Annotated in this window: 21 protein-coding genes, 1 tRNA gene and 3 pseudogenes; 22 read left to right on the forward strand and 3 right to left on the reverse strand. The window is 43.5% G+C overall.

Annotated elements, in window-relative coordinates:
- The gene (locus DQN52_RS00005) at window positions 1-1,158 is read left to right on the forward strand and encodes a trans-sulfuration enzyme family protein (protein ID WP_003787439.1); all 1,158 of its coding nucleotides are present in this window, start codon (window positions 1-3) and stop codon (window positions 1,156-1,158) included.
- 118 nt (window positions 1,159-1,276) lie between these two features.
- Window positions 1,277-2,137, forward strand: coding sequence for an acetyl-CoA carboxylase, carboxyltransferase subunit beta (gene accD / locus DQN52_RS00010; RefSeq protein WP_003787434.1), 861 nt, complete (start codon window positions 1,277-1,279; stop codon window positions 2,135-2,137).
- Between the two features lie 111 nt (window positions 2,138-2,248).
- Here the strand turns inward: accD and edd are convergent, their stop codons facing one another.
- Window positions 2,249-4,081 (reverse strand): phosphogluconate dehydratase, encoded by a 1,833-nt coding sequence (edd, locus tag DQN52_RS00015; protein WP_003787430.1) that lies wholly within the window; start codon window positions 4,079-4,081, stop codon window positions 2,249-2,251.
- Window positions 4,082-4,319: 238 nt separating this feature from the next.
- On the opposite strand from edd, the gene DQN52_RS00020 reads away from it, so the two are divergent.
- The 12 genes and pseudogenes from DQN52_RS00020 to DQN52_RS00075 all read left to right on the forward strand — a co-directional run bounded on the left by DQN52_RS00020 (window position 4,320) and on the right by DQN52_RS00075 (window position 13,860).
- A complete protein-coding gene (locus DQN52_RS00020) occupies window positions 4,320-5,297 on the forward strand; it encodes an FAD:protein FMN transferase (RefSeq protein WP_003787429.1) in 978 nt (325 codons plus the stop codon).
- A 122-nt stretch (window positions 5,298-5,419) separates the two neighbouring features.
- Complete coding sequence (locus DQN52_RS00025) at window positions 5,420-5,812, forward strand: PTS sugar transporter subunit IIA (protein ID WP_003787426.1); 393 nt, start codon at window positions 5,420-5,422, stop codon at window positions 5,810-5,812.
- 43 nt (window positions 5,813-5,855) lie between these two features.
- On the forward strand, window positions 5,856-6,125 hold the full coding sequence (locus tag DQN52_RS00030) for an HPr family phosphocarrier protein (RefSeq protein WP_003787424.1): 270 nt from the start codon (window positions 5,856-5,858) through the stop codon (window positions 6,123-6,125).
- Between the two features lie 2 nt (window positions 6,126-6,127).
- Window positions 6,128-7,864, forward strand: a complete 1,737-nt coding sequence (gene ptsP, locus DQN52_RS00035) for a phosphoenolpyruvate--protein phosphotransferase (protein ID WP_003787422.1) — start codon at window positions 6,128-6,130, stop codon at window positions 7,862-7,864.
- A gap of 69 nt (window positions 7,865-7,933) precedes the next feature.
- Window positions 7,934-8,701, forward strand: a complete 768-nt coding sequence (gene tpiA, locus DQN52_RS00040) for a triose-phosphate isomerase (RefSeq protein WP_003787419.1) — start codon at window positions 7,934-7,936, stop codon at window positions 8,699-8,701.
- A 2-nt stretch (window positions 8,702-8,703) separates the two neighbouring features.
- Window positions 8,704-9,069 (forward strand): preprotein translocase subunit SecG, encoded by a 366-nt coding sequence (secG, locus tag DQN52_RS00045; RefSeq protein ID WP_003787416.1) that lies wholly within the window; start codon window positions 8,704-8,706, stop codon window positions 9,067-9,069.
- Window positions 9,070-9,079: 10 nt separating this feature from the next.
- Window positions 9,080-9,165 (forward strand) — tRNA-Leu (locus DQN52_RS00050).
- Between the two features lie 245 nt (window positions 9,166-9,410).
- Window positions 9,411-10,628, forward strand: a pseudogene (locus DQN52_RS11635) (tyrosine-type recombinase/integrase).
- Between the two features lie 464 nt (window positions 10,629-11,092).
- Window positions 11,093-11,329, forward strand: coding sequence for a helix-turn-helix transcriptional regulator (locus tag DQN52_RS00060; RefSeq protein WP_003787412.1), 237 nt, complete (start codon window positions 11,093-11,095; stop codon window positions 11,327-11,329).
- Window positions 11,330-11,598: 269 nt separating this feature from the next.
- Window positions 11,599-11,874, forward strand: coding sequence for a hypothetical protein (locus DQN52_RS00065; protein ID WP_003787411.1), 276 nt, complete (start codon window positions 11,599-11,601; stop codon window positions 11,872-11,874).
- Between the two features lie 91 nt (window positions 11,875-11,965).
- Window positions 11,966-12,166 carry a hypothetical protein gene (locus DQN52_RS00070; RefSeq protein WP_111694393.1) on the forward strand — a complete coding sequence of 67 codons (201 nt, stop codon included), beginning with the start codon at window positions 11,966-11,968 and terminating at the stop codon, window positions 12,164-12,166.
- Window positions 12,163-13,860 carry a DUF927 domain-containing protein gene (locus DQN52_RS00075; RefSeq protein ID WP_003787407.1) on the forward strand — a complete coding sequence of 566 codons (1,698 nt, stop codon included), beginning with the start codon at window positions 12,163-12,165 and terminating at the stop codon, window positions 13,858-13,860. The genes DQN52_RS00070 and DQN52_RS00075 overlap by 4 nt, the downstream gene beginning before the upstream one ends.
- 510 nt (window positions 13,861-14,370) lie before the next feature.
- Here the strand turns inward: DQN52_RS00075 and DQN52_RS11030 are convergent.
- On the reverse strand, window positions 14,371-14,892 hold the full coding sequence (locus DQN52_RS11030; protein WP_331250430.1) for an IS5 family transposase: 522 nt from the start codon (window positions 14,890-14,892) through the stop codon (window positions 14,371-14,373).
- Complete coding sequence (locus DQN52_RS11035; protein ID WP_111694395.1) at window positions 14,871-15,134, reverse strand: transposase; 264 nt, start codon at window positions 15,132-15,134, stop codon at window positions 14,871-14,873. The genes DQN52_RS11030 and DQN52_RS11035 overlap by 22 nt, the downstream gene beginning before the upstream one ends.
- A 451-nt stretch (window positions 15,135-15,585) precedes the next feature.
- Between DQN52_RS11035 and DQN52_RS00090 the strand changes: the two genes are divergently transcribed.
- The 8 genes and pseudogenes from DQN52_RS00090 to DQN52_RS00150 all read left to right on the forward strand — a co-directional run.
- Window positions 15,586-16,074: a hypothetical protein gene (locus DQN52_RS00090; protein WP_032827764.1), complete on the forward strand. Its 489-nt coding sequence runs from the start codon at window positions 15,586-15,588 to the stop codon at window positions 16,072-16,074.
- Window positions 16,075-16,082: 8 nt separating this feature from the next.
- On the forward strand, window positions 16,083-16,781 hold the full coding sequence (locus DQN52_RS11245) for a hypothetical protein (protein ID WP_231954143.1): 699 nt from the start codon (window positions 16,083-16,085) through the stop codon (window positions 16,779-16,781).
- Complete coding sequence (locus DQN52_RS00095; protein ID WP_003787401.1) at window positions 16,774-17,223, forward strand: hypothetical protein; 450 nt, start codon at window positions 16,774-16,776, stop codon at window positions 17,221-17,223. The genes DQN52_RS11245 and DQN52_RS00095 overlap by 8 nt, the downstream gene beginning before the upstream one ends.
- Window positions 17,224-17,573: 350 nt before the next feature.
- The gene (locus tag DQN52_RS00105) at window positions 17,574-17,957 is read left to right on the forward strand and encodes a hypothetical protein (RefSeq protein WP_038302904.1); all 384 of its coding nucleotides are present in this window, start codon (window positions 17,574-17,576) and stop codon (window positions 17,955-17,957) included.
- Window positions 17,958-17,981: 24 nt separating this feature from the next.
- Entirely contained in the window at window positions 17,982-18,833 is an 852-nt protein-coding gene (locus tag DQN52_RS11250) for a hypothetical protein (RefSeq protein ID WP_231954145.1), read from the forward strand.
- Between the two features lie 39 nt (window positions 18,834-18,872).
- The gene (locus DQN52_RS11255; protein ID WP_231954147.1) at window positions 18,873-21,326 is read left to right on the forward strand and encodes a calcium-binding protein; all 2,454 of its coding nucleotides are present in this window, start codon (window positions 18,873-18,875) and stop codon (window positions 21,324-21,326) included.
- A gap of 197 nt (window positions 21,327-21,523) precedes the next feature.
- A pseudogene (locus tag DQN52_RS00145) lies at window positions 21,524-21,616 on the forward strand (IS1595 family transposase); the annotation flags it as partial.
- 105 nt (window positions 21,617-21,721) lie between these two features.
- A pseudogene (locus DQN52_RS00150) lies at window positions 21,722-22,293 on the forward strand (IS1595 family transposase); the annotation flags it as partial.
- Window positions 22,294-22,387 lie beyond the last annotated feature (94 nt).

The raw sequence follows: 22,387 nt of genomic DNA on the forward strand, positions 1-22,387 counted from the left end.
ATGCAATTTTCCACCAAAACCATTCACGCCGCTTACGATGCAGACGAACACCAACGTGCCATTATGCCGCCCCTATATCAAAACAGCATGTTCGCCATGCACGAATTGGAAGAAAACATTCCATTTCGTTATTCGCGCCTAGCCAATCCCACGCGCAAAATTTTAGAAGACACCGTAGCCGAGCTAGAAAACGGCACACACGGTTTTGCTTTTGGCAGCGGCATGGCAGCTATTGACTGCATTTTCCGCACCTTTTTGCAACCCAACGACACCATTGTTGCTGTGTCCGATATTTATGGCGGCAGCTACGATTTGCTGCACGATGTGTACGCCAAATGGGGCGTGAACGTCATTTTTGCCGATTTAACCAAGCCCGAAAATTTGGACAAAATCTTGACAGAACAAAAAGTGAAAATGATTTGGCTGGAAACCCCGTCCAACCCATTATTGCGCGTAGTAGATATTGAACTGCTGGCACAAAAAGCCAAAGCACACGGCGCATTGGTTGGCATAGACAACACCTTTGCCACGCCCTATCTACAAAATCCGCTGGATTTAGGTTGCGACATCGTTTTCCATTCCGCAACCAAATACTTGTGCGGACATTCAGACGTGCTGATGGGCGTTGCCGTTGTCAAAGACGAAAAACTGGCAAAACCCTTGCAAAACATGATGGTGATGACAGGTGGCATTGCAGGACCGATGGATTGCTGGCTGGTGTTGCGCGGCATCAAAACGCTGTCGGTTCGCATGAAACAGCACGTTGCCAACGCACAAATATTGGCAGAACGCTTGGAACAACACCCAGCGATTGAGCGCGTGTTCTACTTGGGCTTGCCATCGCACGAACACCACGAATTAGCCAAACGCCAAATGCGCGGTTTTGGCGGCGTGGTAACGGTTTATCTCAAAAACGACACGCGCGAAGCCGTAAACAGCGTGATTAAAAACCTGCATATGCTGCAACTAGCAAGCAGCTTGGGCGGCGTGGAAAGTTTGGTCAACCATTGCTACTCGCAATCGCACAGCGGCATGGCGCACGATGTCAAAATGGCATTGGGCATTCGTGTTGGCTTGTTGCGCTTTTCGGTGGGCATTGAAGACATTGAAGATATTTATGCCGATATTGACCAAGCGTTGAATACGACTTTGTCATAAAAGTGCAGGCTGCTTGCGTATTGTCAAACAACGCCAAAACCGCTATATTTCGCCCACTTGCGCTTTATAGAGTGAATATTCGGCGCACCTAAATATTCAGCACAACAAAGGAATCAGCATGAGCTGGCTAGACAAAATTCTTCCCCCAAAAATCAAAAAATCCGATAACAAATCAGGCATTCCCGAAGGTTTGTGGAGTAAATGCGATGCCTGTGGCGCAACGCAATACGTAACCGATGTGGTTAAAAATCATCACGTTTGCCCCAAATGCGGACACCACGAAGCCCTTTCTGCGCGTGAACGCTTGGATATGTTGCTCGATGAAGAAGGGCGAGAAGAAATCGCTACCAACATCAAGCCGACCGATATTCTCAAATTCAAAGACAGCAAAAAATACCCCGACCGCTTATCTGCCGCAAAAAAAGCCACAGGCGAAGACGATGCGATTGTGGTGATGAAAGGCAGCCTGCACGGTTTGCCTGTTGTGGTTGCCGCGTTTGAATTTCGTTTTATTGGCGGTTCAATGGGTTCGGTGGTGGGCGAACGCTTTGTGCAAGGCGTGCGCCGTGCGGTTGCCGATAATTGCGCGTTTATTTGCGTTGCCGCATCGGGCGGTGCGCGTATGCAAGAAGGTTTAAGCTCGCTGATGCAAATGACCAAAACCAGCGCATCGCTGCATTTGTTGCGCGAAAAAGATTTGCCGTTTATTTCGGTTTTAACCAACCCGACCATGGGTGGCGTATCGGCAAGTTTTGCCTTTTTGGGCGACATTGTGTTGGCAGAACCCAACGCGCTCATTGGCTTTGCAGGCCCGCGTGTGATTGAACAAACCGTGCGCGAAACCTTGCCCGAAGGCTTCCAACGCGCTGAATTTTTGCTGGAAAAAGGCGCGATTGACCAAATTGTGGATAGACGCGATATGAAACAGCGTTTGGCGGATTTAATTACCTTGTTGCGCCGTCAAGAACCTGTGGTTTAATCAAACAAAATAACAAAGCAGCCTGCACTTTAATCAACCAAAAATGCAGGCTGCTTTTCCATTTCCCAGAAAAAGCAGCCTGCACTTTATTTGTTCACATTATTCACATCATCACGCGAAATCGCCACCAAAACTCATCGCGCCTGTTTCCGCGCTGCTGGTTTGGGCGCGGAATCCTGCGAACAATTCGCGTCCTACGCCGTAATGATTTTTGCTTAAATCGGCAGCAGGAATTTCACGCACTGCCCATTCTTTTTCATCAACCAAAGCGGTTAATTCGCCTGTTACCGAATCAAAACGAATCAAATCGCCTGTTTGAATTTTGCCGATGCCACCACCCATAGACGCTTCTGGCGACATGTGAATAGACGCTGGCACTTTGCCCGATGCGCCCGACATACGTCCATCTGTTACCAATGCGACTTTCTGTCCGCGGTCAAGCAAAATCGCCAAAGGTGGCGTTAATTTGTGCAATTCTGGCATACCATTTGCGCGCGCACCTTGGAAACGTACCACACACACGAAATCTTTGCCGTCCAATTCGCCGCGTTCAAATGCGGTTAAAACTTCTTTTTGGTCGTTGAACACAATCGCAGGGGCTTCAATAATGCGGTGGCTGTCTTTAACGGCTGACACTTTAATCACGCCGCGTCCGACATTGCCTTTCATCAAGCGCAAACCGCCGTTTGGCGAGAATGGGTTGTCAAACGTACGCAGAATTTCATCATTCAAACTTTGCGCTGTGGCATCGCGCCATACCAATTTGTCGTTATCCAAGAACGGCTCTTGCGTGTAGGCTTGCATACCGTGTCCAACCACCGTGTCCACATCATCATGCAACAAGCCGTTTTCGCGCAATTCGCGAATCACAAATGGCAAACCACCTGCGGCGGCAAAGTGGTTCACATCTGCCTGACCATTTGGATACACGCGAATCAATAATGGAATGATGTTGGAAATTTCATCAAAATCGTCCCAATTCAAAATCACGCCTGCTGCACGCGCCATTGCCACCAAATGCATGGTGTGGTTGGTTGAACCGCCTGTTGCCATCAAGCCAATCATCGCGTTGATGAATGATTTTTCAGACAGCATTTCGCCGATTGGTTTGGCTTTTTTGCTGCGAATGTCTTGTACCAGTTGCACGGCGGCATGACGGGTCAAGGCTTCGCGCATTGGTGTGTATGGATTAAAAAACGCGGCGGCTGGCAAATGCAAACCCATAAATTCCATCATCATTTGGTTGGAGTTTGCCGTGCCGTAGAATGTACAAGTACCAGGGCTGTGATAAGAACCCATTTCGCTTTCCAACAAGGCTTCGCGCCCTACTTTGCCTTCGGCGAATAATTGGCGAGTACGCGCTTTTTCTTTGTTGCCGATGCCGCTTTCCATTGGGCCAGCAGGTGTAAACACGGCAGGAATATGACCGCACGACAACGCGCCAATCACCAAGCCTGGTACGATTTTGTCGCACACACCCAAAAACAACGCGCCATCAAACATTTGATGTGATAAACCCACCGCGGTGCTCATCGCAATCACATCACGCGAAAACAGCGACAATTCCATGCCTTCGTAACCTTGCGTAATGCCATCGCACATCGCAGGTGTACCGCCAGCCACTTGGGCGGTTGCACCGTGTTTTTGCGCTTCGTCTTTAATCCAATCGGGGAAATCTTTGAATGGCTGATGCGCGGACACCATGTCGTTGTATGCCGTAATGATGCCTAAATTGGGGACATCGGGTTTTTGCATTTCAATTTTGATGCTTTTGGGCATAGAAGCATAACCGTGCGCCAAGTTGGAGCAGCCCAGCTGGTCACGTTCCAGTTTGCCTTGTTGTTTGAATGCGCGAATGCGAGCCAGATAGGCTTCGCGTGTAGGTTTGCTGCGCTCAATAATGCGTTGTGTGATTTCGGCTAGTTTTGGGTGGAGTGATTTCATTGCGGATTCCTTATCAATAACGTGTAGTATTGTAACCGATATAAACAAAAAAAACAGCGTAAATCTGCCTTTATTTGGGTGGGTTTATGGTCGTAATTGTAGTTTTGTTACCAAATAAAGTGCAGGCTGCTTTGCGTTGTTGATTTAAATCAAGCAGAACAAAAAAGATTTATGCAAATTAAGGTTAAGGGCTATAATTTTCATCTAATCTTAATCAATAAATAAAAGGATTGAAATTATGCAAACCACTCGCCGCCGTTTTATTGGGATTACCGCTGCCGTGTCCGCTGCTGCTTTGTTGCCAACGCGAACTTGGGCGCAGGCGAAAACCGAACCTGTTGTGTGGCAAGGCGTGGCGTTGGGCGCAGATGCCGAGCTGCGTTTGTATCACCCCAATCGCGCTTTGGCAGAAAGCCTAATCCAAAAATCGCTTGCCGAAGTCACCCGACTGGAAAAAATATTCAGCGTGTATCAGGACAACAGCCAAGTATCGCGCTTGAACCGCGCAGGCAGCCTGCACGCGCCGTCTGCCGATTTGCTGGCGGTGTTGAACCAAGTGCAGCGCATTCATCGCATCACGCAAGGCGCATTTGACCCGACTGTGCAAGTGTTGTGGCAACAGTTCGCACAACATTTTTCGCGCCAACCCAATAGCCAAACCGCGCCCAATGTGCAGGCTGCTTTGCGCCGCGTTGGCTGGAAAAATGTGCGCGTGAACAGTCAACACATCGCGTTTACGCAAGCGAATATGGCGATAACGCTCAACGGCATTGCACAGGGCTACATCACCGACCGCATCACGCAATTGCTGCAAAACGAGGGCTTGACTTATGCGCTGGTGGATATGGGCGAAACACGCCATTTGGACACGCACAAGCAACATTTGCAACACGCCAAAATCCAAAATCCAAAAGGCAATGGCACGCTGCAAAATGTGGCGATTCCTGTGCAAAATCAGGCGTTGGCAACGTCTAGCGGTTTTGGTACGCCATTTGATGTGGCAGGCAAGTTCACGCATTTGTTTGACCCACGCACGGGCAGCAGCGCACCGCGTTATCAAAGTGTGAGTGTGCTTGCCGACAACGCGGCGTTGGCAGACGCGCTTTCTACTGCGTTTGCGGTAAGCAGCGAGAGCGAAATCCAAGCAGCGATTCAACAAACAGGCGCGAAGGCGTGGTTGGTGCTGTTGGACGGTAGTGTGAAAATGTTGGGGTAAATAAACGTCAAAGCAGCCTGCATTTTGTAATCAACACAAAAGTGCAGGCTGCTTTTTATATGGTTTACAGCGTTAATTAGGTTATACTTTCGCCCACAAACCACCAATCAGAGAACACAAACATGATAGGCTTACTCATCATCACCCACGAAACGCTGGGTGCGGCATACAAACAACTGGCACAACATTTTTTTGCCAACCAAAATTTGGAGCATATCCACATCTTAAACGTGGAAACAACCGATGACCACGAAGACATTATCTCGCGCGCCCAAGCGATTTTACCCGACATCAATCGCGGCAATGGCGTGTTGATTTTAACCGACATTTTTGGCGCAACACCGTGCAATGCCGCCATGAAAATGGTATCGCCGCAGTCGGCAATGATAAGCGGATTGAACGCGCCTATGTTGATTAAGGCGGTTAATTATTCTACTCAATCCAGCCAGTTGGGCGATTTTGTGGAATTGGTCAAACAAGCTGGCATCAACGGTATTATGGCGTTTACCGAATAAACACTGTGCAGGCTGCTTTTTCATCTTTCAAGGAATTTCCATCATGCAAACCCAAACCGTTCAAATCATCAACAAACTTGGTTTACACGCGCGCGCGTCCAGCAAATTCACGCAAACGGCAGCGCAATTTCAAAGCGAAGTGTGGGTATCGCGCAATGGCAAGCGCGTAAACGGCAAAAGCATCATGGGCTTGATGATGCTCGCCGCCGCACAAGGCACAGAAATCGAAATCGAAACCAACGGCGCAGACGAACAAGCCGCCATGACCGCGTTGTGCGCCCTAATTGCCGACTACTTTGGCGAGGGAGAATAAGCATGATTGTGTTACACGGTTACGCAGCAGGCAAAGGCATTGCAATTGGTCGCGCCCGATTGGTGGTGCGTGGCAGCTCCGAAGTGCCACAATACCACTTGCACGAAGCCGAAATCGCCAACGAAACCGCCCGTTTTGAAACCGCGATTAAAGCCACACGCAAGCAACTGGAACAGCTCCGCAGCGCCATTCCCGAAAACGCTCCAACCGAATTGGGCGCGTTTATTTCGCTGCATTTGATGCTGCTGACCGATGTAACCCTATCACGCGAACCTGTTGATATTATTGAACAACAAAAAATCAATGCCGAATGGGCGTTAAAAATCCAAACTGACCATTTAAGCCAGCAATTTGACGCGATTGACGATGATTACTTGCGCCAACGTAAACAAGATATGTTACAAGTGGTTGAGCGTATCCAAAAAAATCTGGTCGGACAAAACACCGAAATCGTGTTCGGCGAAAACTTGTTGGACGACACGATTTTAATCGCCCACGATTTGTCGCCAGCCGACACGGTGTTTTTTAAAGATGCCAAAATTGAAGGCTTTGTCACCGACATGGGCGGGCCAACCAGCCACACGGCAATTTTGGGTCGCAGCCTAAACATTCCGTCTGTGATTGGCACAGGCAATGCGCGGCAACTAATTTCGGAAAACGAATGGGTGATTGTGGACGGCATGACAGGCGTGCTGATTATCAACCCAGACGAAATCGTGTTGGCAGAATATCGCCGCCGTTTAAAAGAGTTCAAAACACACCAAAAAGCCCTGAATAAACTGAAAAAAACCGCCACCACCACCGAAGACGGCGAAGAAATTGAATTACTCGCCAACATTGAACACATGGACGACATCAAAGCCTTGCACAATATTGGCGCAGACGGCGTGGGCTTGTTGCGTACCGAATTTCAGTATTTGAACCGCGATTCGCTGCCCACCGAAGACGAGCTGTTCCAAACGTATAGCGAAATGGCGAAAAAACTCAAAGGCAAGCCTCTGACCATTCGCACCGTGGATTTGGGTGTGGACAAAAATCCACGTTGGTTTGGCAACAACGGCACGCCCAATGCTGCGCTCAACCCAGCTTTGGGGCTAACGGGCATTCGCTTGTGTCATGCCGAACCTGTCATGTTCCGCACCCAAATGCGCGCGATTTTACGCGCCGCCACACATGGCAAATTGCGAATGATGTTCCCGATGATTGCCAGCTTGTCCGAACTCAAACAATCGCTGATGCATTTGGAAACCGCCAAACGCCAGCTAACCGAACGCGGCGAGACGTTTGCCGATGTGGATATTGGCTGCATGATTGAAATCCCATCTGCCGCACTGACTGTATCCAGCCTGCTCAAACTAGTGGATTTTGTGTCTATTGGCACAAACGATTTGATTCAGTACACGCTATCGGTAGATAGAAGCGATGATGCTGTCAGCTATCTTTATCAGCCAGCGCACCCAGCCGTGTTGAAGCTGTTGGCACACATTATCCGCACCGCCAATCGCATGAACAAAGGCGTGTCGGTGTGCGGCGAAATGGCGGGCGATGCGACATACACTCGCTTATTGCTCGGCTTGGGCTTGCGTAAATTCTCCATGAATGTGGGCGATTTATTGAGCGTGAAAGATGTGGTGTTACGCAGTCATACCGAAGATTTAGAAACTGACATCATCAAGCTAATTCGCAACGAAGACCCTGATAAAACCACGGCTTTGTTAAAAAAATTAAATGAAATGTAAAAGTGCAGGCTGCTTTTGCGCTACAATTAAAAAGCAGCCTGCACTTTAATCATACAAAGGACAAACATCATGGAACAAAATATCTGGCAACAAAAATGGGTGGTTGGCAACTGGAAAATGAATGGACAGCTACACAGCAACAACAGCTTGGTACACAAACTCCGCAGCCTGCCAGCCGCCGATAGCGTGTGCATTGGCATTAGTCCGCCAACCGTTTATTTATCGCAAGTACATCACGCCGTGCAAATTGTGTTGAACAACAAAATCCACATTTGCGCCCAAGACGTGAGCCGTTTTGCCGACAAAGGCGCGTACACAGGCGAAGTGTCCGCCGAAATGATGAAAGACGTGGGCGTGGATATTGTGTTAATCGGACATTCCGAGCGCAGTTTGTATTTCAACGAAAAAAACGACATTCAACGCCTAAAAATTGAAAACGTGTTAAATGTGGGCTTGATTCCGTTGCTGTGCGTGGGCGAAAGCCTAAAAGAGCGCGAAGACGGTCGCGAAAAAGAAGCCGTTGCCTACCAATTATCCGTATTCAAAGGCTTGAAAACACAAAACTTTGCCGTAGCATACGAACCCGTTTGGGCGATTGGCACAGGCAAAGTTGCCACCAAAGAACAAATTGCCGATATGCACCAGTTTATCTACAACGAAATCTTGTCATTGTGCGGCAATGATGCTAACATTCGCATCCTTTACGGTGGCAGTGTGAACGACAAAAACGCTGCTGAAATTTTTAGCGTCCCTTATGTAGATGGTGCATTGGTGGGTGGCGCATCGTTAAAATACGAGTCATTTACCGCGATTATCAACGCGGCACAAGAAGCATAATTATGGAAGCGTTTAAAACAATTATTTGGATTATTAATATTTTCTCGTCGTTGAGCATTATCATTTTGGTGTTGATGCAAAACGGCAAGGGCGCAGACGCGGGCGCAAGTTTTGGTAGCGGTTCGGGCAGCGCACAAGGTGTGTTCGGTTCAGCAGGCAATGCCAACTTTCTGACGCGCTTAACAGGCATTTGCGCTGCCGTGTTTTTTGCATCGTGCTTGGCTTTGTCGTATGTACACTCGCACAGCGGCAAAACAGGTACACTAGATTTTAGTGATGTACAACAAACCACCACAACACAGCCTGCAACTAGCACAACGACTGCACCTGCAAGCGTTGCATCGCCAGCAGCCAGCTCTGCACAATAATTCAAATTTAGCCGACATGGTGAAATTGGTAGACACGCCATCTTGAGGGGGTGGTGAGCCTAGCTCGTGCGAGTTCAAGTCTCGCTGTCGGCACCAGCCAAAGAAAAAACCGCCTGATTTTCAGGCGGTTTTTTTACATGAACAGCCATGAACCACAATGAACAAAACCACTATGAATAAAGGCTTTCAGGTACATTAGCCAACTCATTTTTTTCTGATAAATAGCCAACTGTCATAAACCTTGATGAACTTGAATTAACCGAAAAATTACGGTACTTTTTACGGTATCTCAAAAAAGCACCGTAAAAGTACCGTAAAAACTAATTTAAGTTGTTGAAACTATGAAACTAAATGACCAGCAAATCAAAAAAGCAAAACCGCATGAAAAGCCGTATAAATTAACTGACGATAAAGGCTTGTATTTACTTGTAAAACCAAATGGCGGTAAATATTGGCGATTAGATTACACGATTGATGGTAAGCGACAAACTTTGTCTATTGGCACATACCCCACAATCACGCTATCACAAGCGCGAGAAATCGCCATGAATGCACGAAAGCAGAAAGCCAACGGTATTAGTCCCAGCCAAGCCAAACAACAAGCCAAAGCCGAGCGCAGAGCAGCGCAACTAAACACCTTTCAGGCAATCGCTATGCAATGGCATACAGCGAACCTGCATCGCTGGAAAGACCACAATGCAGCGCGAATATTTAACCAACTCAAAAAAGACGTGTTCCCTTATCTTGGTAGTAAGCAGCTCAATGAGATTAGCGTAGCCGATGTAAAAGCCGTATTAGCGCGAGTGGTGGAACGCAACGCCACCGCTACCGCCGAAAAAATCCGCCAATGGATAGCAGCCATTTACGCGCACGCAGCCATTTTGGAAATGACCGACCGCAACCCTGCTGCCGTATTGCGTGGCACATTGGCACGAACACAGCCCCAACATTTGCCAGCCTTACCAGAGAGCGAATTAACCGAGTTCTATTTCAGGCTGCTTACAGGAAACATTACCCAGCAAAGCCGAATTGCAATGCTACTGCTTATGCTGACATTTGCGCGAAGCACCGAATTTAGGGGCGGACAATGGCAAGAAATAGACTTCACAGCGCGAACATGAATAATCCCAGCCTAGCGCATGAAGCACGAAAAGAACAAACCCAAGCCACCGCACCTAATACCGCTTTCAGATTGGGCAATGGAGCTGCTAACCGAGCTACGCGAGCTAACAGGACATACCCCCTATTTATTTCCGAGCAGAACCGCTAAAACAGGCGTGATTAGCGAAGTAACGCTCAATACCATCATAAAAAGGTTAGGTTATGGGGGTATCGCTACGCCGCACGGATTTAGAAGTCTAGCCAGCAGCATTTTAAACGAGCGCGGATTTAACCCCGATGCCATAGAGCGACAATTAGTGCACATTCCCAGCGATAAAATCCGAGCTGCCTACAATCGCGCCGAATATTTGGCAGAGCGCACCGAGTTTATGCAATGGTATTCAGACCATTTGCGCGAATATTTCAACAAAGCGTTACACAATATTCAGGCAGCCTGAAAGTCAAATAACACGCCCCACGCATTGTGGGGTGCCTATTTTGCATCAACATTTTTCATGAAAAATACTTAAATTGTTAATTTAAGTTAAATACAACTAATTTGCCGTTAAAGGCAATGATTAGCAAGCAATAAGAAATAAATAAATATACAAGCAATAAGCAGCATAAAATCAAATCATTGCAACCAAGAGCAAGTGTCAGCAATCTATTATCAACATATTAGCAACTAATGAGCAATCAATTTGCTTATTTTCTATATTCAATCTCTAAATACACTAAAAATCAAAAGATGCAGGATAGGCACAACGTGCCAAAAATCATCATAAATTGATGATTTTTAAATTCCGCATTCGCGAAAACGCCCTAACGGGCTACAAAATTTTACATCAAGAAAAATCAGAAACTGTTGATTTATAAATACTTTTGTGTAGAATTTGTGAAATTGAGTAAACAGAGATGAACGATGAGTAACCAACTGATTAGGGTGAAAGAGCTGGCAAAATTGCTTTGCGTGTCTGATACGATTATTTGGAATTGGGTTAATCCGAACAACCGCCGTTATCACCCCGAGTTCCCGAAACCCATCAAAATTAGCCCAAATGTAACCGCGTGGCGAAAGAGCGAAATCACCGCTTATTTAGACCAGTTAGCAGCCGAGCAGCAAAACCCCCTTGACAAACCCACCAGCAAAGGGCAATAATCGCGCCGTTGCGTTCAATAGCGCAACCAGCCGTAGGAAGCTGAACACAATAGGCAAATAGCCGTCAATGTAATTATTTGAATTACAATGCGGTTTTTTATTTGCATTCCCCTTGTTGTACCTATTTTCTGACTATGGCAGACAGGGGCAAAGTGGGCTTATGCCCACTGGTTCTATTGTGCCAGTTTCCTACTCTTTGCCCTTTGTCTGTCGCCCACCGTGTAGGAACGGAAAGCGACTATTAGCCACAGTAGAAAAGGTACTCAATCATGTATGACATTCCCCCAGCTCATTTACCTGCTGATTTTGCAGAATCTAATCTTTCCCAAAATTTGTACATTGCTCATGGCGACACCGTTTATTTGAGTGATGTTTTTGTGTTGAACAACGCTGCTATTTTAGAAATTAGCCGTGTTGCCGATATGTTGGCTACGCTTGGTTATTGCATTTCTGCTGATGACAAACACAAACAAGCACTTCTCAATACGTTGCAATTAGCAGCCGAGCTGTTAGAACGCACTATTAACCCGACACACCATTACTAATTTCAGGCAACCACATTCCTGCTGCCTGAAAACCGCGTACACGCAATTTCACGGCGTGGGAATGCGTTTACCTATCCGAAAGGAAAACGCAATGAAAACGCATCAATTCCCCCATTTTCACACCAAACAAACCGAGCTGAACGGCAATATTCAGGCTGCCTTAAATCCTATGCCGTTTGGCAGCTCCCCCATGATGAACGCCGATGAGTGGCACGAAGCAGAAACCTTGCAAGAGATGCAAATGGTTATCGCATTGGCTGACTTGCTGAAAACATTGGAAAAATCATCATGAAAAATGAATTTGAAGAAATCATCTTGCAACCGCGTTACGAATGCGACCGCACAGGCGTTTATTTTGTGGACGTAGTAACCGACAAAGACGGTACGAGCAGCGAAAAAGCCCCCTTGCGCTTATCCGATTGCATTGAACTCATCGGACGCGGACGCGACCAAGACGGCAGCCATTACCGCATTATTGAATGGCGCGATTATTTGACCCAACAAACACGCGTGATTGCGTTGCCGATGGCAGAAATTGGCGCGAACTGGCAAGGCTTGTTAAAACACGGCTTAACCGTGCATTCAGGACGGCGTAAACGCGAATTATTAGCCGACTATTTGCAAACCAACGGTTTACACACGCCCTACATCGTTACGCAGAAATGCGGTTGGCAAGGTAAAGCGTACACGCTGCCAAACGGCGACATTATCCGCCCCGACAACCAACACGCCGAGCGCATTATTTACAATGGCGATACGAGCCAAGCCCATGCCTACACCGTTTCAGGCAGCCTGAAAGACTGGCAAAGCCAAGTGGCGCAATATGCAGCAGGTAACAGCCGTTTACTGTTGGCATTAGGCACGGCGTTAGCAGCTCCCTTGCTGGCATTGGTCGGCGAGCAGAACGGCGGTTTTCACATCTATGGCGACAGTTCAGACGGCAAAACCACCGCAGCGTTAGTGGCGTTATCCGTGTTTGGCAATCCGCAATCCCTTAAAATGACTTGGCGCGGAACAGATTTAGGCTTTTCCAATGCTGCTTTATCAAGAAATGATGGTTTACTTGTGTTGGACGAAATCGGCGAAGCCCACCCCAAAACCATCAGCAAAACCGCGTATTCAGTCATCAACGGTAAAAGCAAAATTCAAGGCGCAAAAGACGGCGGAAACCGAGCAGCGCAAGAATGGCGCATTCTGTTATTTTCAACAGAAGAATACAGCATGAACGCCTACATGAATGCAGCAGCCGAAAAATGGGAAGCAGGGCAAGCCGTGCGATTGCCGAGCATTCCAGCAGCCACCGAATACGGTATTTATGAGAACTTGCATGAGTTTTCAGACGGCGCAACGCTTTCCGAGCATTTACAGGCAGCCACTCAATCGCAACACGGCGCAGCAGGGCGCGAATGGATTAAGCAATTAGCCAACACGCCCACAGAGCGCGTTCAAGCTGCTTTAAACGCGTTTATGACGACTTTGCCGAGTTTGGACGGACAAGCGCGAAGAGTAGCAAAACAGTTTGCGTTAGTGGCAGCCGCGTTGGAGCTGGCAAGCGGTATCACAGGTTTAGCGAACGGTGTAGGCATGACAGGCGTGAAACAATGCTTTGACGATTGGTTACAGCTTAACGGCACAGGTAAACAAGAAGACCGCCAAATCATTAAACAAGCCGTCATGTTCATGCAGTTGCATTCAGGAAGCGAACGGTTCGCCAGTTGGAACAGCGAATTTACCAACCGAGAACACGCAGGCTATCGCAAAACATCGCAAGTAGAGCCTACGGAGTATTGGATTATCCCGAACGTGTTTGAAGACGAAATTTTGCAAGGCAAAGACCCACGCAAAGGGTGTGCGGTTTTACATGGTATCGGCTGGCTGAAAAAGAACCCGAGTGGGGCGCGTTGGAAAATTCAGCGTTTTGACAAAGGGCGGTTTTATGTATTGGTGGGCGAAATACCCCCAGATATGCCCGAAGATTTAGAATAATCAAGAAAAAGGCATAACTATTCAGATAGTTACGCCTTTTTTGTATTTTTTGGTTCACAGCAGTTTATCAAGAAAAAATTACTCTGCGAAAAAAAAGCGTTTTTAAGTGGTTATGTGGTTATTAACACTTTATCTTTTTGAAAATAAAAGAAAATTTGATATATCCATACTGGTTATTTAGTGGTTATGAACTGGTTATGACTGGTTATATATTTATATTCAATAAGTTATAATGTAAAGAAAATAGACAATTTCCACGCATAACCATTAACATAATTTTACTGGATATGACTTTTTTCATGAAAAACAGATAATTAACCTACTTATAACCACATAACCACTTAAAAACAGTTCTTCTGCTTATATATACACAAAATTTCTTTTTTTGATAAACTACCGTGAACCAGCAGAACTGTAAATCTGTGCAGATAAAATCAACAGAGCTGAAAATGGGAGCTGCTTTTTTATCAAGAAAAAAAGGGCGGTTTAAGAACCTGTATTCACAAACAACTATTTGATAAATTTTAATATTTGTGAAATATACCCTAGTTTAACAAAATTTTCAGCAGATAAATTCGTCTGCTCAAAATCTTTTGCTAAACGTCGAGACCAACCTAACCATGCAAACGTTCGTTCTACAATCCAACGTTTGGGCAGAATATGCCAAGAAATATCTTGAATTCTCTTTGAAATCTCAACAGTTAAACCCAATTGCTCTGATACTTCACGCTCAAATGTATTCCGATAACCTGCGTCTGCACAGAAACCTTTTAAACTCGGATAGGTCTCAAACGCTTTTTTTGCTACAAAAATACCTGCTTTTGTGTCATGAATATTGGCTGCATGAATCACAACAGACAATAGATTACCCAACGTATCAACAGCTATATGTCGCTTACGACCTTTGATTTTTTTACCTCCATCAAAACCTTTATCATGTGCGCTAAAAGCTGTTTTGACACTTTGTGAATCAATAATGGCATAAGTTGGCATCGCTTGTTTTTGATGGATTAAACGTTTTTTTGAACCAATGCCAAAAGAATTCTATCCCATAAGCCTGATTGATTGGCTCTGCGATAGAAACTCCATACGGTTGAATAAGGTGGAAAATCATTGAGCAGCATACGCCATTGGCAACCTGTTTTGGTAATGTAAAAAACGGCATTCACTAATTGACGTTTATCCCATTTGTAGTGGCGTAGCTGGTTAAAATGTGGCTCAATCGCTTGCCATTGGGCATCTGTTAAGTCTGTTGGGTAGGATTTTCTAGTCATAAAGATATTTTATCATTTTTGTGAATACAGGTTCTTAAAATGATGAGCTGATGAGCGACTTGAAAATGCATGGGTGTAAGCACCCGCCCTACGCTTGCTATCAAATAGACAGTATTCCCAGTAATACCAATGCCAAATAATGAAATAAGTAGTTTAATTATTAAATCATATCCAAACAACCCATTATATATAAAACAGATTATTCGAGAAAGAGTACAAAACACCAATGACGTACATGAATTTGAAATAATCTAATCTAATATAGGTATGAAATGTTTAAATAATATTTACAATTATAAAGGAATTGTAAATCAAAAAATCATATAGATGATAATAATTTATAGTGAATTATATTTGAAATGGAAATAGATTTAAACAAAGGAATAGAATCTTTTTCTAGCAAACAAATTATTAACCATAAATCTATATTATAATGGCAAGGATTTTTTCAATGAAAAAAATATTATTTAGTTTATTGGGATTAACTATACTCTTATGCGGATGTCATTATGAAAAAAGTTATTTCTATGAGTTAGGTGATTTAAATAATAAAATTGATGTTTATTATTTTATAGATATTGACAAGAGCGATACTTATTCAATTTATATTAATTACTTTGTGGATGACATAAATAAGTGGGGAGAAACAATAGATCTTATAAGAACCGAAAGTAATACAGGAAAATATAAATCATCAATTTCAATATTCGATGAAAACAATAAATTAATTTATTCCATAACTGAATACCCCATACGGTTGCATCACCATAGTTCTAATCCAGCTGACAGAGTCATTTCTGTGGATGCATTTCCTAAATATTTTTATTTAGAAAAAGGGAGAAAATATTACTTTAAAATTAATATTGATAATATAGACTTAAGCTCTCTTGATAATTATCGAAAACAAATTGAAATTACTCTTTTATACAAAGCAAAGTAACGAGGTAAATGATGACTTATTCAGTAACCATCCATATTGCAAATAGAGGAACACCTTTGAAAAAAGGCGGAACTTCTTCAGTTGGTCATATGTGGTATGAAATCAATGATTATAAATCCAAACCCAAAAGTTACGGATTCGCACCTCTTGAACATGGAAAAGCATTTGGAAAAGGTCATGTATACGATGATGACAGTGACAACTACTTATCGACTTCTTATTCTAGAACAATAGAAATTACAAAAGAACAATATGAGCGATTAAAAGACTTTGGAGAACATTCCTCTAATTATGGTTTTGATAGAGACTATAATGGGTTATGGAATAGTTGCATTGATTTTACTTGGAGAGCATTAAATGTCGGGGGTATTAATCCTGTTAAAGATTTTGATGGAATGTTATGGCCAACATGGAATGAGTCTTGGTCTAATATGTTACCTGGAAGTGAGCCACTTTTCCCATATGGAGATGATGGTTACCAATGTTTAAAACCTTGGGTGGAACAGCCACCACGCACTAACAAAGCCCACGGCTACGACCCATTGGTTATCAACCTAGACGGCAAAGGCATTCAAACTCTCGCCCCCTCTTCTGTCAGCGCACGCTTCGACCACAACGCAGACGGCATCGCAACCGCTACGGGTTGGACAGCAGCAGGTAATGGTATTTTGGCATTGGATTTGGATAACAACGGCAAGATTGATTAGTGGTAAAGAAATTTTTGGTAATCATTCGGTTTTGTCTAATGGTGCGACAGCCGCTCATGGTTATGCAGCACCGGCAGAATTAGACAGCAATCACGATAATCTCATCAATCAAGCAGATGAATTGTTTAGCAGCCTGAAAGTATGGCAAGACATCAATCAAGATGGTATCTCCCAAGCCAATGAATTGTTCACTCTGGACGCATTAGATATTCAATCGCTTAATTTAGAACATCAAGAAAATAGCAAAGATTTAGGTAATGGCAACCGTTTAACTCATATCGGCAGCTACACTAAAATAGACGATACAACTGGTGAAATGGGCGATGTAGAATTTGCTAGCAACAGTTTGTATAGCCGTTACACCGATACGGTAGAGCTGACACCTGAACAATTAAAAGCTCCTAATTTACAGGGTTTAGGTCGCTTACGTGATTTACGCTGAATTAACCAGTAATGTTAAATAGTTTTGATATTTCAGGCAGCCTGAAAGCTAATTGAAGTATCAGAATTATAAAAATAAGAACAAGTCTTAAAGATGTTGACTGTAATTTTAAATTGTGATAATTTTTGTAAAATTTCTGTTGCAAGGATAAGTTAATGAGTAACTTGAAATGCGTGGGTGCAAGCACCCACCCTACGCTTGCTATTCAAGCAACAAATAGTTTTTTAGGTAGTATTGGTAGAGATAATAAAATACAAACACAGTTTCCTTATATGCTTCTCTTGATAATATATTCTTGAATTTAAAAAGCGTATCAGGATACCCAAGAACTTTTAAATAAGGATAATTTTATGTTTAATCCAAAAATATTTTTATATTCTATTTTAATTTTTTTTGTGGTTGCCTGTGATTTTGGATTTCCTAAAATGAAGGTGGATTTTTCCCTTTTGCCAGATAATGAAATAAGCAACTACATTATCAATGTATATCCCAACAACCCAAATAATCTTAAGTATATTTTTGAAGAAAAATTAGCTGGTAATCACAACTCGGAAAATATTAAAAATGTGGCATCTGGAATGGGTATGACTTGTACGGATACTCTATGCTCATATAGGGCGGTAGTAAAGCAGAGTATCGTTATTCATGGAGAGAAAAAAAATTCAACATTTAATTTTTATATAGAAATTGATCCGAATAGAGGGTTGGATTCTTTTGTGAGCAAGAAGTTTTAATTTTGTTATTTTAGGATGATAATTATGAGTCAATCAGAAAACTATAGAATTGTAAAATCACAACTTCCATTAGTCGGTGGGATGGGCGGACATAATTTTATAGCCGTTTTAGATCCTAGTGGAAAGGTTGTTCACGAACTTAATGGATTAGCAACATCTGAAGATGGGGCAATCAAACCTATAGGTTACTTGCCTTCAGATAGATTAAAAGTTTATTCCGAAACAGAAGCTGGAGGTTTTTTCTACAATCCATCACAACGTCAACAGACTTTGTATGAGGGTTCTTACGAAAGCGTAATGGATAAATACAATAAAGGTTATGAAGCAGGCAAGAAAATCAATGATCAGAATCTTCCTTACCCTTTCTTTGGATTAGGCAAAAACAGCAATTCCGTAGCATCAACATTACTAAATCAGATGGGTTTGGACGACCCAGATTTAGGTAATGCATTGACACCAGGCGAAGGTTCTTTATTACTTCCTGAAAAAAATTGGTGCGATCCGAGCGATTGGAAAGATTGGCAAGATGAAGTAAACCGAGACGGCAAAGCCTACGGCTACGACCCCCTAATCCTAAACCTAGACGGCAAAGGCATTCAAACTCTCGCCCCCTCTTCTGTCAGCGCACGCTTCGACCACAACGCAGACGGTATCGCAACCGCTACGGGTTGGGCAGCAGCAGGTAACGGTATTTTGGCGTTAGATTTGAATAACAACGGCAAAATCGACAGCGGCAAGGAAATCTTTGGTAACCATTCTGTTTTGTCTAATGGTGCGACAGCAGCTCATGGTTATGCAGCACTGGCAGAATTAGACAGTAATCACGATAATCTCATCAATCAAGCAGATGAATTGTTTAGCAGCCTGAAAGTATGACAAGACATCAATCAAGACGGCATCTCACAAGCCAATGAATTGTTTACATTACAAGCATTGGGTATTCAATCTCTTAATTTAGAACATCAAGAAAATAGCAAAGATTTAGGCAATGGCAACCGTTTAACCCATATTGGTAGCTACACTAAAATAGATGGTACAACTAGTGAAATGGGCGATGTAGAATTTGCTAGCAACAGTTTGTATAGTCGTTACACAGATACGGTAGAGCTGACACCTGAACAATTACAAGCTCCTAATTTACAGGGTTTGGGACGTTTGCGCGATTTGCGCGAGGCTGCCGCATTGAACGCTGAATTAGCAGATACGTTAAAAACCTATGCTGCTGCTCAAACCAAAGAAGAACAAACAGCATTGTTGAGTGAGTTGGTTACTAAATGGGGTGCAACTGACCCATTCAAATCCAAAACAGATGCGTTTACTTTATCTAGTGATTTGATTTTGACTGATAACGAGGGCATTGGGTTGACACCCACTCAAATCGCAGAATGGCGCAAAGGTATTGTGTTAGATGCTCAAACCAAAGCCGATTTTGAAGCTGTACGCAGCAAAATTGCCGTTCTTGATGCGTTTACAGGCGAAAAATCTGAAACGCTCTACTTTGGTACGCAAGCACAAGCTCGTCAAATTATTGATACGGTTAATCAAACTTATGATTCATTGGCAAATAATATCTATCAGGGTTTGTTATTCCAAACACGTTTACAGCCTTATTTGAATGAAATCGGCTTTAAATTAGATGATAAACAACAATTTACGTTAGATTACACCGATGTTCAAACCAAATTTCAAGAAACTTTTGCAACCAATGCTCAAAAAGCCTTTGTAGATTTAGGCGAATTTTTGGCTTTTGGTAGTGCAAAAGATTGGACTGCTGGAATGTCGTTGCTTTCTGATTTCGCTAAACAGGGTAAAGAGAGCGGTCAATTACAAGACTGGCTGAATGTACTAGGTGATAAAGCAGCTACCATTTTGGCAGAACAAAATGGTGATGCTGCTAACAATGTCTTACAAGCAGTTGGTTTGCTCGGTCGTGATGTATTGAATGGTAATGGGGGCGATGACCGTTTAATCGTAGGTTCTGCTACTGCTGTTGTGAATGGTGGTAATGGCTCTGATGTGTACGAGTTTAATAAAGGTTTTGGTGCAACCACGATTTACAATAGCGATACATCAGACAAACGTCATGATGTGGTACGTTTGAACGGTGTGAGCAAAGATGCCATTTCTTATAAACGCAATGGTAATGACCTGATTATTCGTGTATCTGGTGAGCAAAACAGTATTACTGTTAGCAATATGTTTGCTGGCGATGTTTTAACTCAACATATTGATGCGATTGAATATGACGGTGGTCAAATCAGCCTAGCAGAAATCAAAGAAACGCTGTTACGTGGTACAGATGGTAACGATTTCTTACAGGGTTATGGCGATGATGATACGGTTCATGCAGGGGCAGGAAATGACCATATTGAAACCTACAATGGCAATGACACCATTTACGCAGGGTTAGGCGATGACAATATTGATGCGGGCGGCGGTAACGATAGGATTTACCTAGAAACAGGAAATAATCGCGCTTATGGTGGAGATGGGGACGATACCATTGTTTCAGGCAGCCTGAATGATATTTTAGAAGGTGGAATGGGTTCTGATACCTATATTTTTGGTAAACAATTCGGTCAAGATACCGTTTTAAACTTCAATCCGCAACACGATAAAGATGTGCTGAAATTTACTCATACACGATTAAACGATGTCACCATTCACCGCAATGAAGCTGATTTATTGATTACGCAAAAAGACGGTCAGCAAGTTACTGTTCAAAACTTCTTTGAAAAAGACGGTAAGGGCGATTACACCGTTCAACGTATTGAATTTGCTGATGGCAAACAACTCAACACCGAGCAACTGCGTCAATGGGTCATCAGTCCGACTCGTGGTGATGATAAGCTGTATGCTTATACAGATGGCGGTAAATTGTATGGTGGTAACGGTAACGATACCTTAATAGGTAATGCAAGCATTGATTACCTTGTAGGCAATAATGGTCATGATACCTTAGCCGGTGGCAAAAATGATGACCGCTTAGAAGGGGGTTCTGGTAACGATACCTATCTTTTCAATCTTGGTGATGGCAATGACCGAATTTATGATAGTGCTGGTAATGATACTTTAAAACTAGGATCAGGTATTGCAAAACAAGATTTATGGTTTAGCCGCAATGGTCGTGATTTGACAGTTCAAGTATTGGGTCAAACAGACAGCGTAACCGTTGAAGATTGGTTTGGCATTATTCCGCGTAGGATTGAAACCATTCAAACCCATGACGGCTCACATCTTGATGTGAGTGCAGTACAAAAATTGGTACAAGCAATGGCGTCATTCGCTCCTGAAACAGGAAGTGGGTTAGGTGTTCTTGAACAAATGAAAGAATATTCACAGCAGGTATTCGCTGCAAATAACCTGTAATGTTTTGCGTAAAATCTGACTAAAGCCGCCTCATAATTTAGGGTGGCTTTTTGTTATATTAGCAAATATGAAACCACGATACTAAGAACCTGTATTCGCAAAAATGATAAAATATCTTGGGGCTATCCTAGATAACTGGGGAAATTCAAATTAAGTTAGAATTATCCCTATGAGAAAACGTAGTTTCAGCAAAGCTAAAAAGTCGTCTAAGTCAGTACAAACAAAATAAACTCATTGAGTTATTTGTCGCAGGCGTAACTGTAAGAACAGCAGCAGAGTTAGTAGGTGTTATAGTGAATTAAATTTAGATTAGTACAGCGTTGCCAACTCCCTTATGTACTAGGTGTACACGGCGGTCGTTGTCGCCTTGTCCTAATCTAAATTTAATCCACTATAATAAAAATACCGCAGCCTATTATTTTCATCGTTTACGATTACTTATCTATCAAAACAGTCCACATTTAGAAATGTTTGATGGCGAAGTAGAAGCAGATGAAAGTTATTTTGATGGGCAGCGAAAAGGTAAATGCGGTCGCGGTGCTGCTGGTAAAGTCGCTGTATTCGGGCTCTTGAAGCGAAATGGTAAAGTTTACACTGTTACCGTACCGAATACTAAAACAGCCACTTTGTTACCCATTATTCGTGAACAAGTTAAACCTGACAGCATCGTTTATACGGATTGTTATCGTAGCTATGATGTATTAGATGTGAGCAACAAAGCTATTTTAACTCCGCTGAAACTTCGTTTTCGTATCAATCACAGCACACATTTTGCTGAACGACAAAACCATATCAACGGAATTGAGAACTTTTGGAACCAAGCAAAACGTCATTTACGCAAGTTTAACGGCATTCCCAAAGAGCATTTTGAGCTGTATTTAAAGGAGTGCGAATGGCGTTTTAACAACAGTGAGATAAAAGTTCTTGTTCTATTTTAAAACAATTAGTAAAATCGAGTTTGTCCTAGTTATCTAGGACAGCCCCAAAATGAAAAAGCAGCCTGCACTTTTAATCAACCAAAAGTGCAGGCTGCTTTGTCTATTTCAGGAAAATTGTCTAGG

It is taken from the genome of Kingella kingae, assembly GCF_900475905.1.
Classification (GTDB): Bacteria; Pseudomonadota; Gammaproteobacteria; order Burkholderiales; family Neisseriaceae; genus Kingella; species Kingella kingae.

Coding starts and splice junctions, on each gene's coding strand:
- DQN52_RS11035 (WP_111694395.1), bottom strand. CDS start 15,134: ATGACTAGAAAATCCTACCCAACAGACTTAACAGATGCCCAATGGCAA.
- DQN52_RS00065 (WP_003787411.1), top strand. CDS start 11,599: ATGTATGACATTCCCCCAGCTCATTTACCTGCTGATTTTGCAGAATCT.
- DQN52_RS00090 (WP_032827764.1), top strand. CDS start 15,586: ATGAAAAAAATATTATTTAGTTTATTGGGATTAACTATACTCTTATGC.
- secG (WP_003787416.1), top strand. CDS start 8,704: ATGGAAGCGTTTAAAACAATTATTTGGATTATTAATATTTTCTCGTCG.
- DQN52_RS00070 (WP_111694393.1), top strand. CDS start 11,966: ATGAAAACGCATCAATTCCCCCATTTTCACACCAAACAAACCGAGCTG.
- DQN52_RS00060 (WP_003787412.1), top strand. CDS start 11,093: ATGAGTAACCAACTGATTAGGGTGAAAGAGCTGGCAAAATTGCTTTGC.
- DQN52_RS00025 (WP_003787426.1), top strand. CDS start 5,420: ATGATAGGCTTACTCATCATCACCCACGAAACGCTGGGTGCGGCATAC.
- DQN52_RS00105 (WP_038302904.1), top strand. CDS start 17,574: ATGTTTAATCCAAAAATATTTTTATATTCTATTTTAATTTTTTTTGTG.
- DQN52_RS11245 (WP_231954143.1), top strand. CDS start 16,083: ATGATGACTTATTCAGTAACCATCCATATTGCAAATAGAGGAACACCT.
- edd (WP_003787430.1), bottom strand. CDS start 4,081: ATGAAATCACTCCACCCAAAACTAGCCGAAATCACACAACGCATTATT.
- DQN52_RS00075 (WP_003787407.1), top strand. CDS start 12,163: ATGAAAAATGAATTTGAAGAAATCATCTTGCAACCGCGTTACGAATGC.
- DQN52_RS00030 (WP_003787424.1), top strand. CDS start 5,856: ATGCAAACCCAAACCGTTCAAATCATCAACAAACTTGGTTTACACGCG.
- DQN52_RS00005 (WP_003787439.1), top strand. CDS start 1: ATGCAATTTTCCACCAAAACCATTCACGCCGCTTACGATGCAGACGAA.
- accD (WP_003787434.1), top strand. CDS start 1,277: ATGAGCTGGCTAGACAAAATTCTTCCCCCAAAAATCAAAAAATCCGAT.
- ptsP (WP_003787422.1), top strand. CDS start 6,128: ATGATTGTGTTACACGGTTACGCAGCAGGCAAAGGCATTGCAATTGGT.
- tpiA (WP_003787419.1), top strand. CDS start 7,934: ATGGAACAAAATATCTGGCAACAAAAATGGGTGGTTGGCAACTGGAAA.
- DQN52_RS00020 (WP_003787429.1), top strand. CDS start 4,320: ATGCAAACCACTCGCCGCCGTTTTATTGGGATTACCGCTGCCGTGTCC.
- DQN52_RS11250 (WP_231954145.1), top strand. CDS start 17,982: ATGAGTCAATCAGAAAACTATAGAATTGTAAAATCACAACTTCCATTA.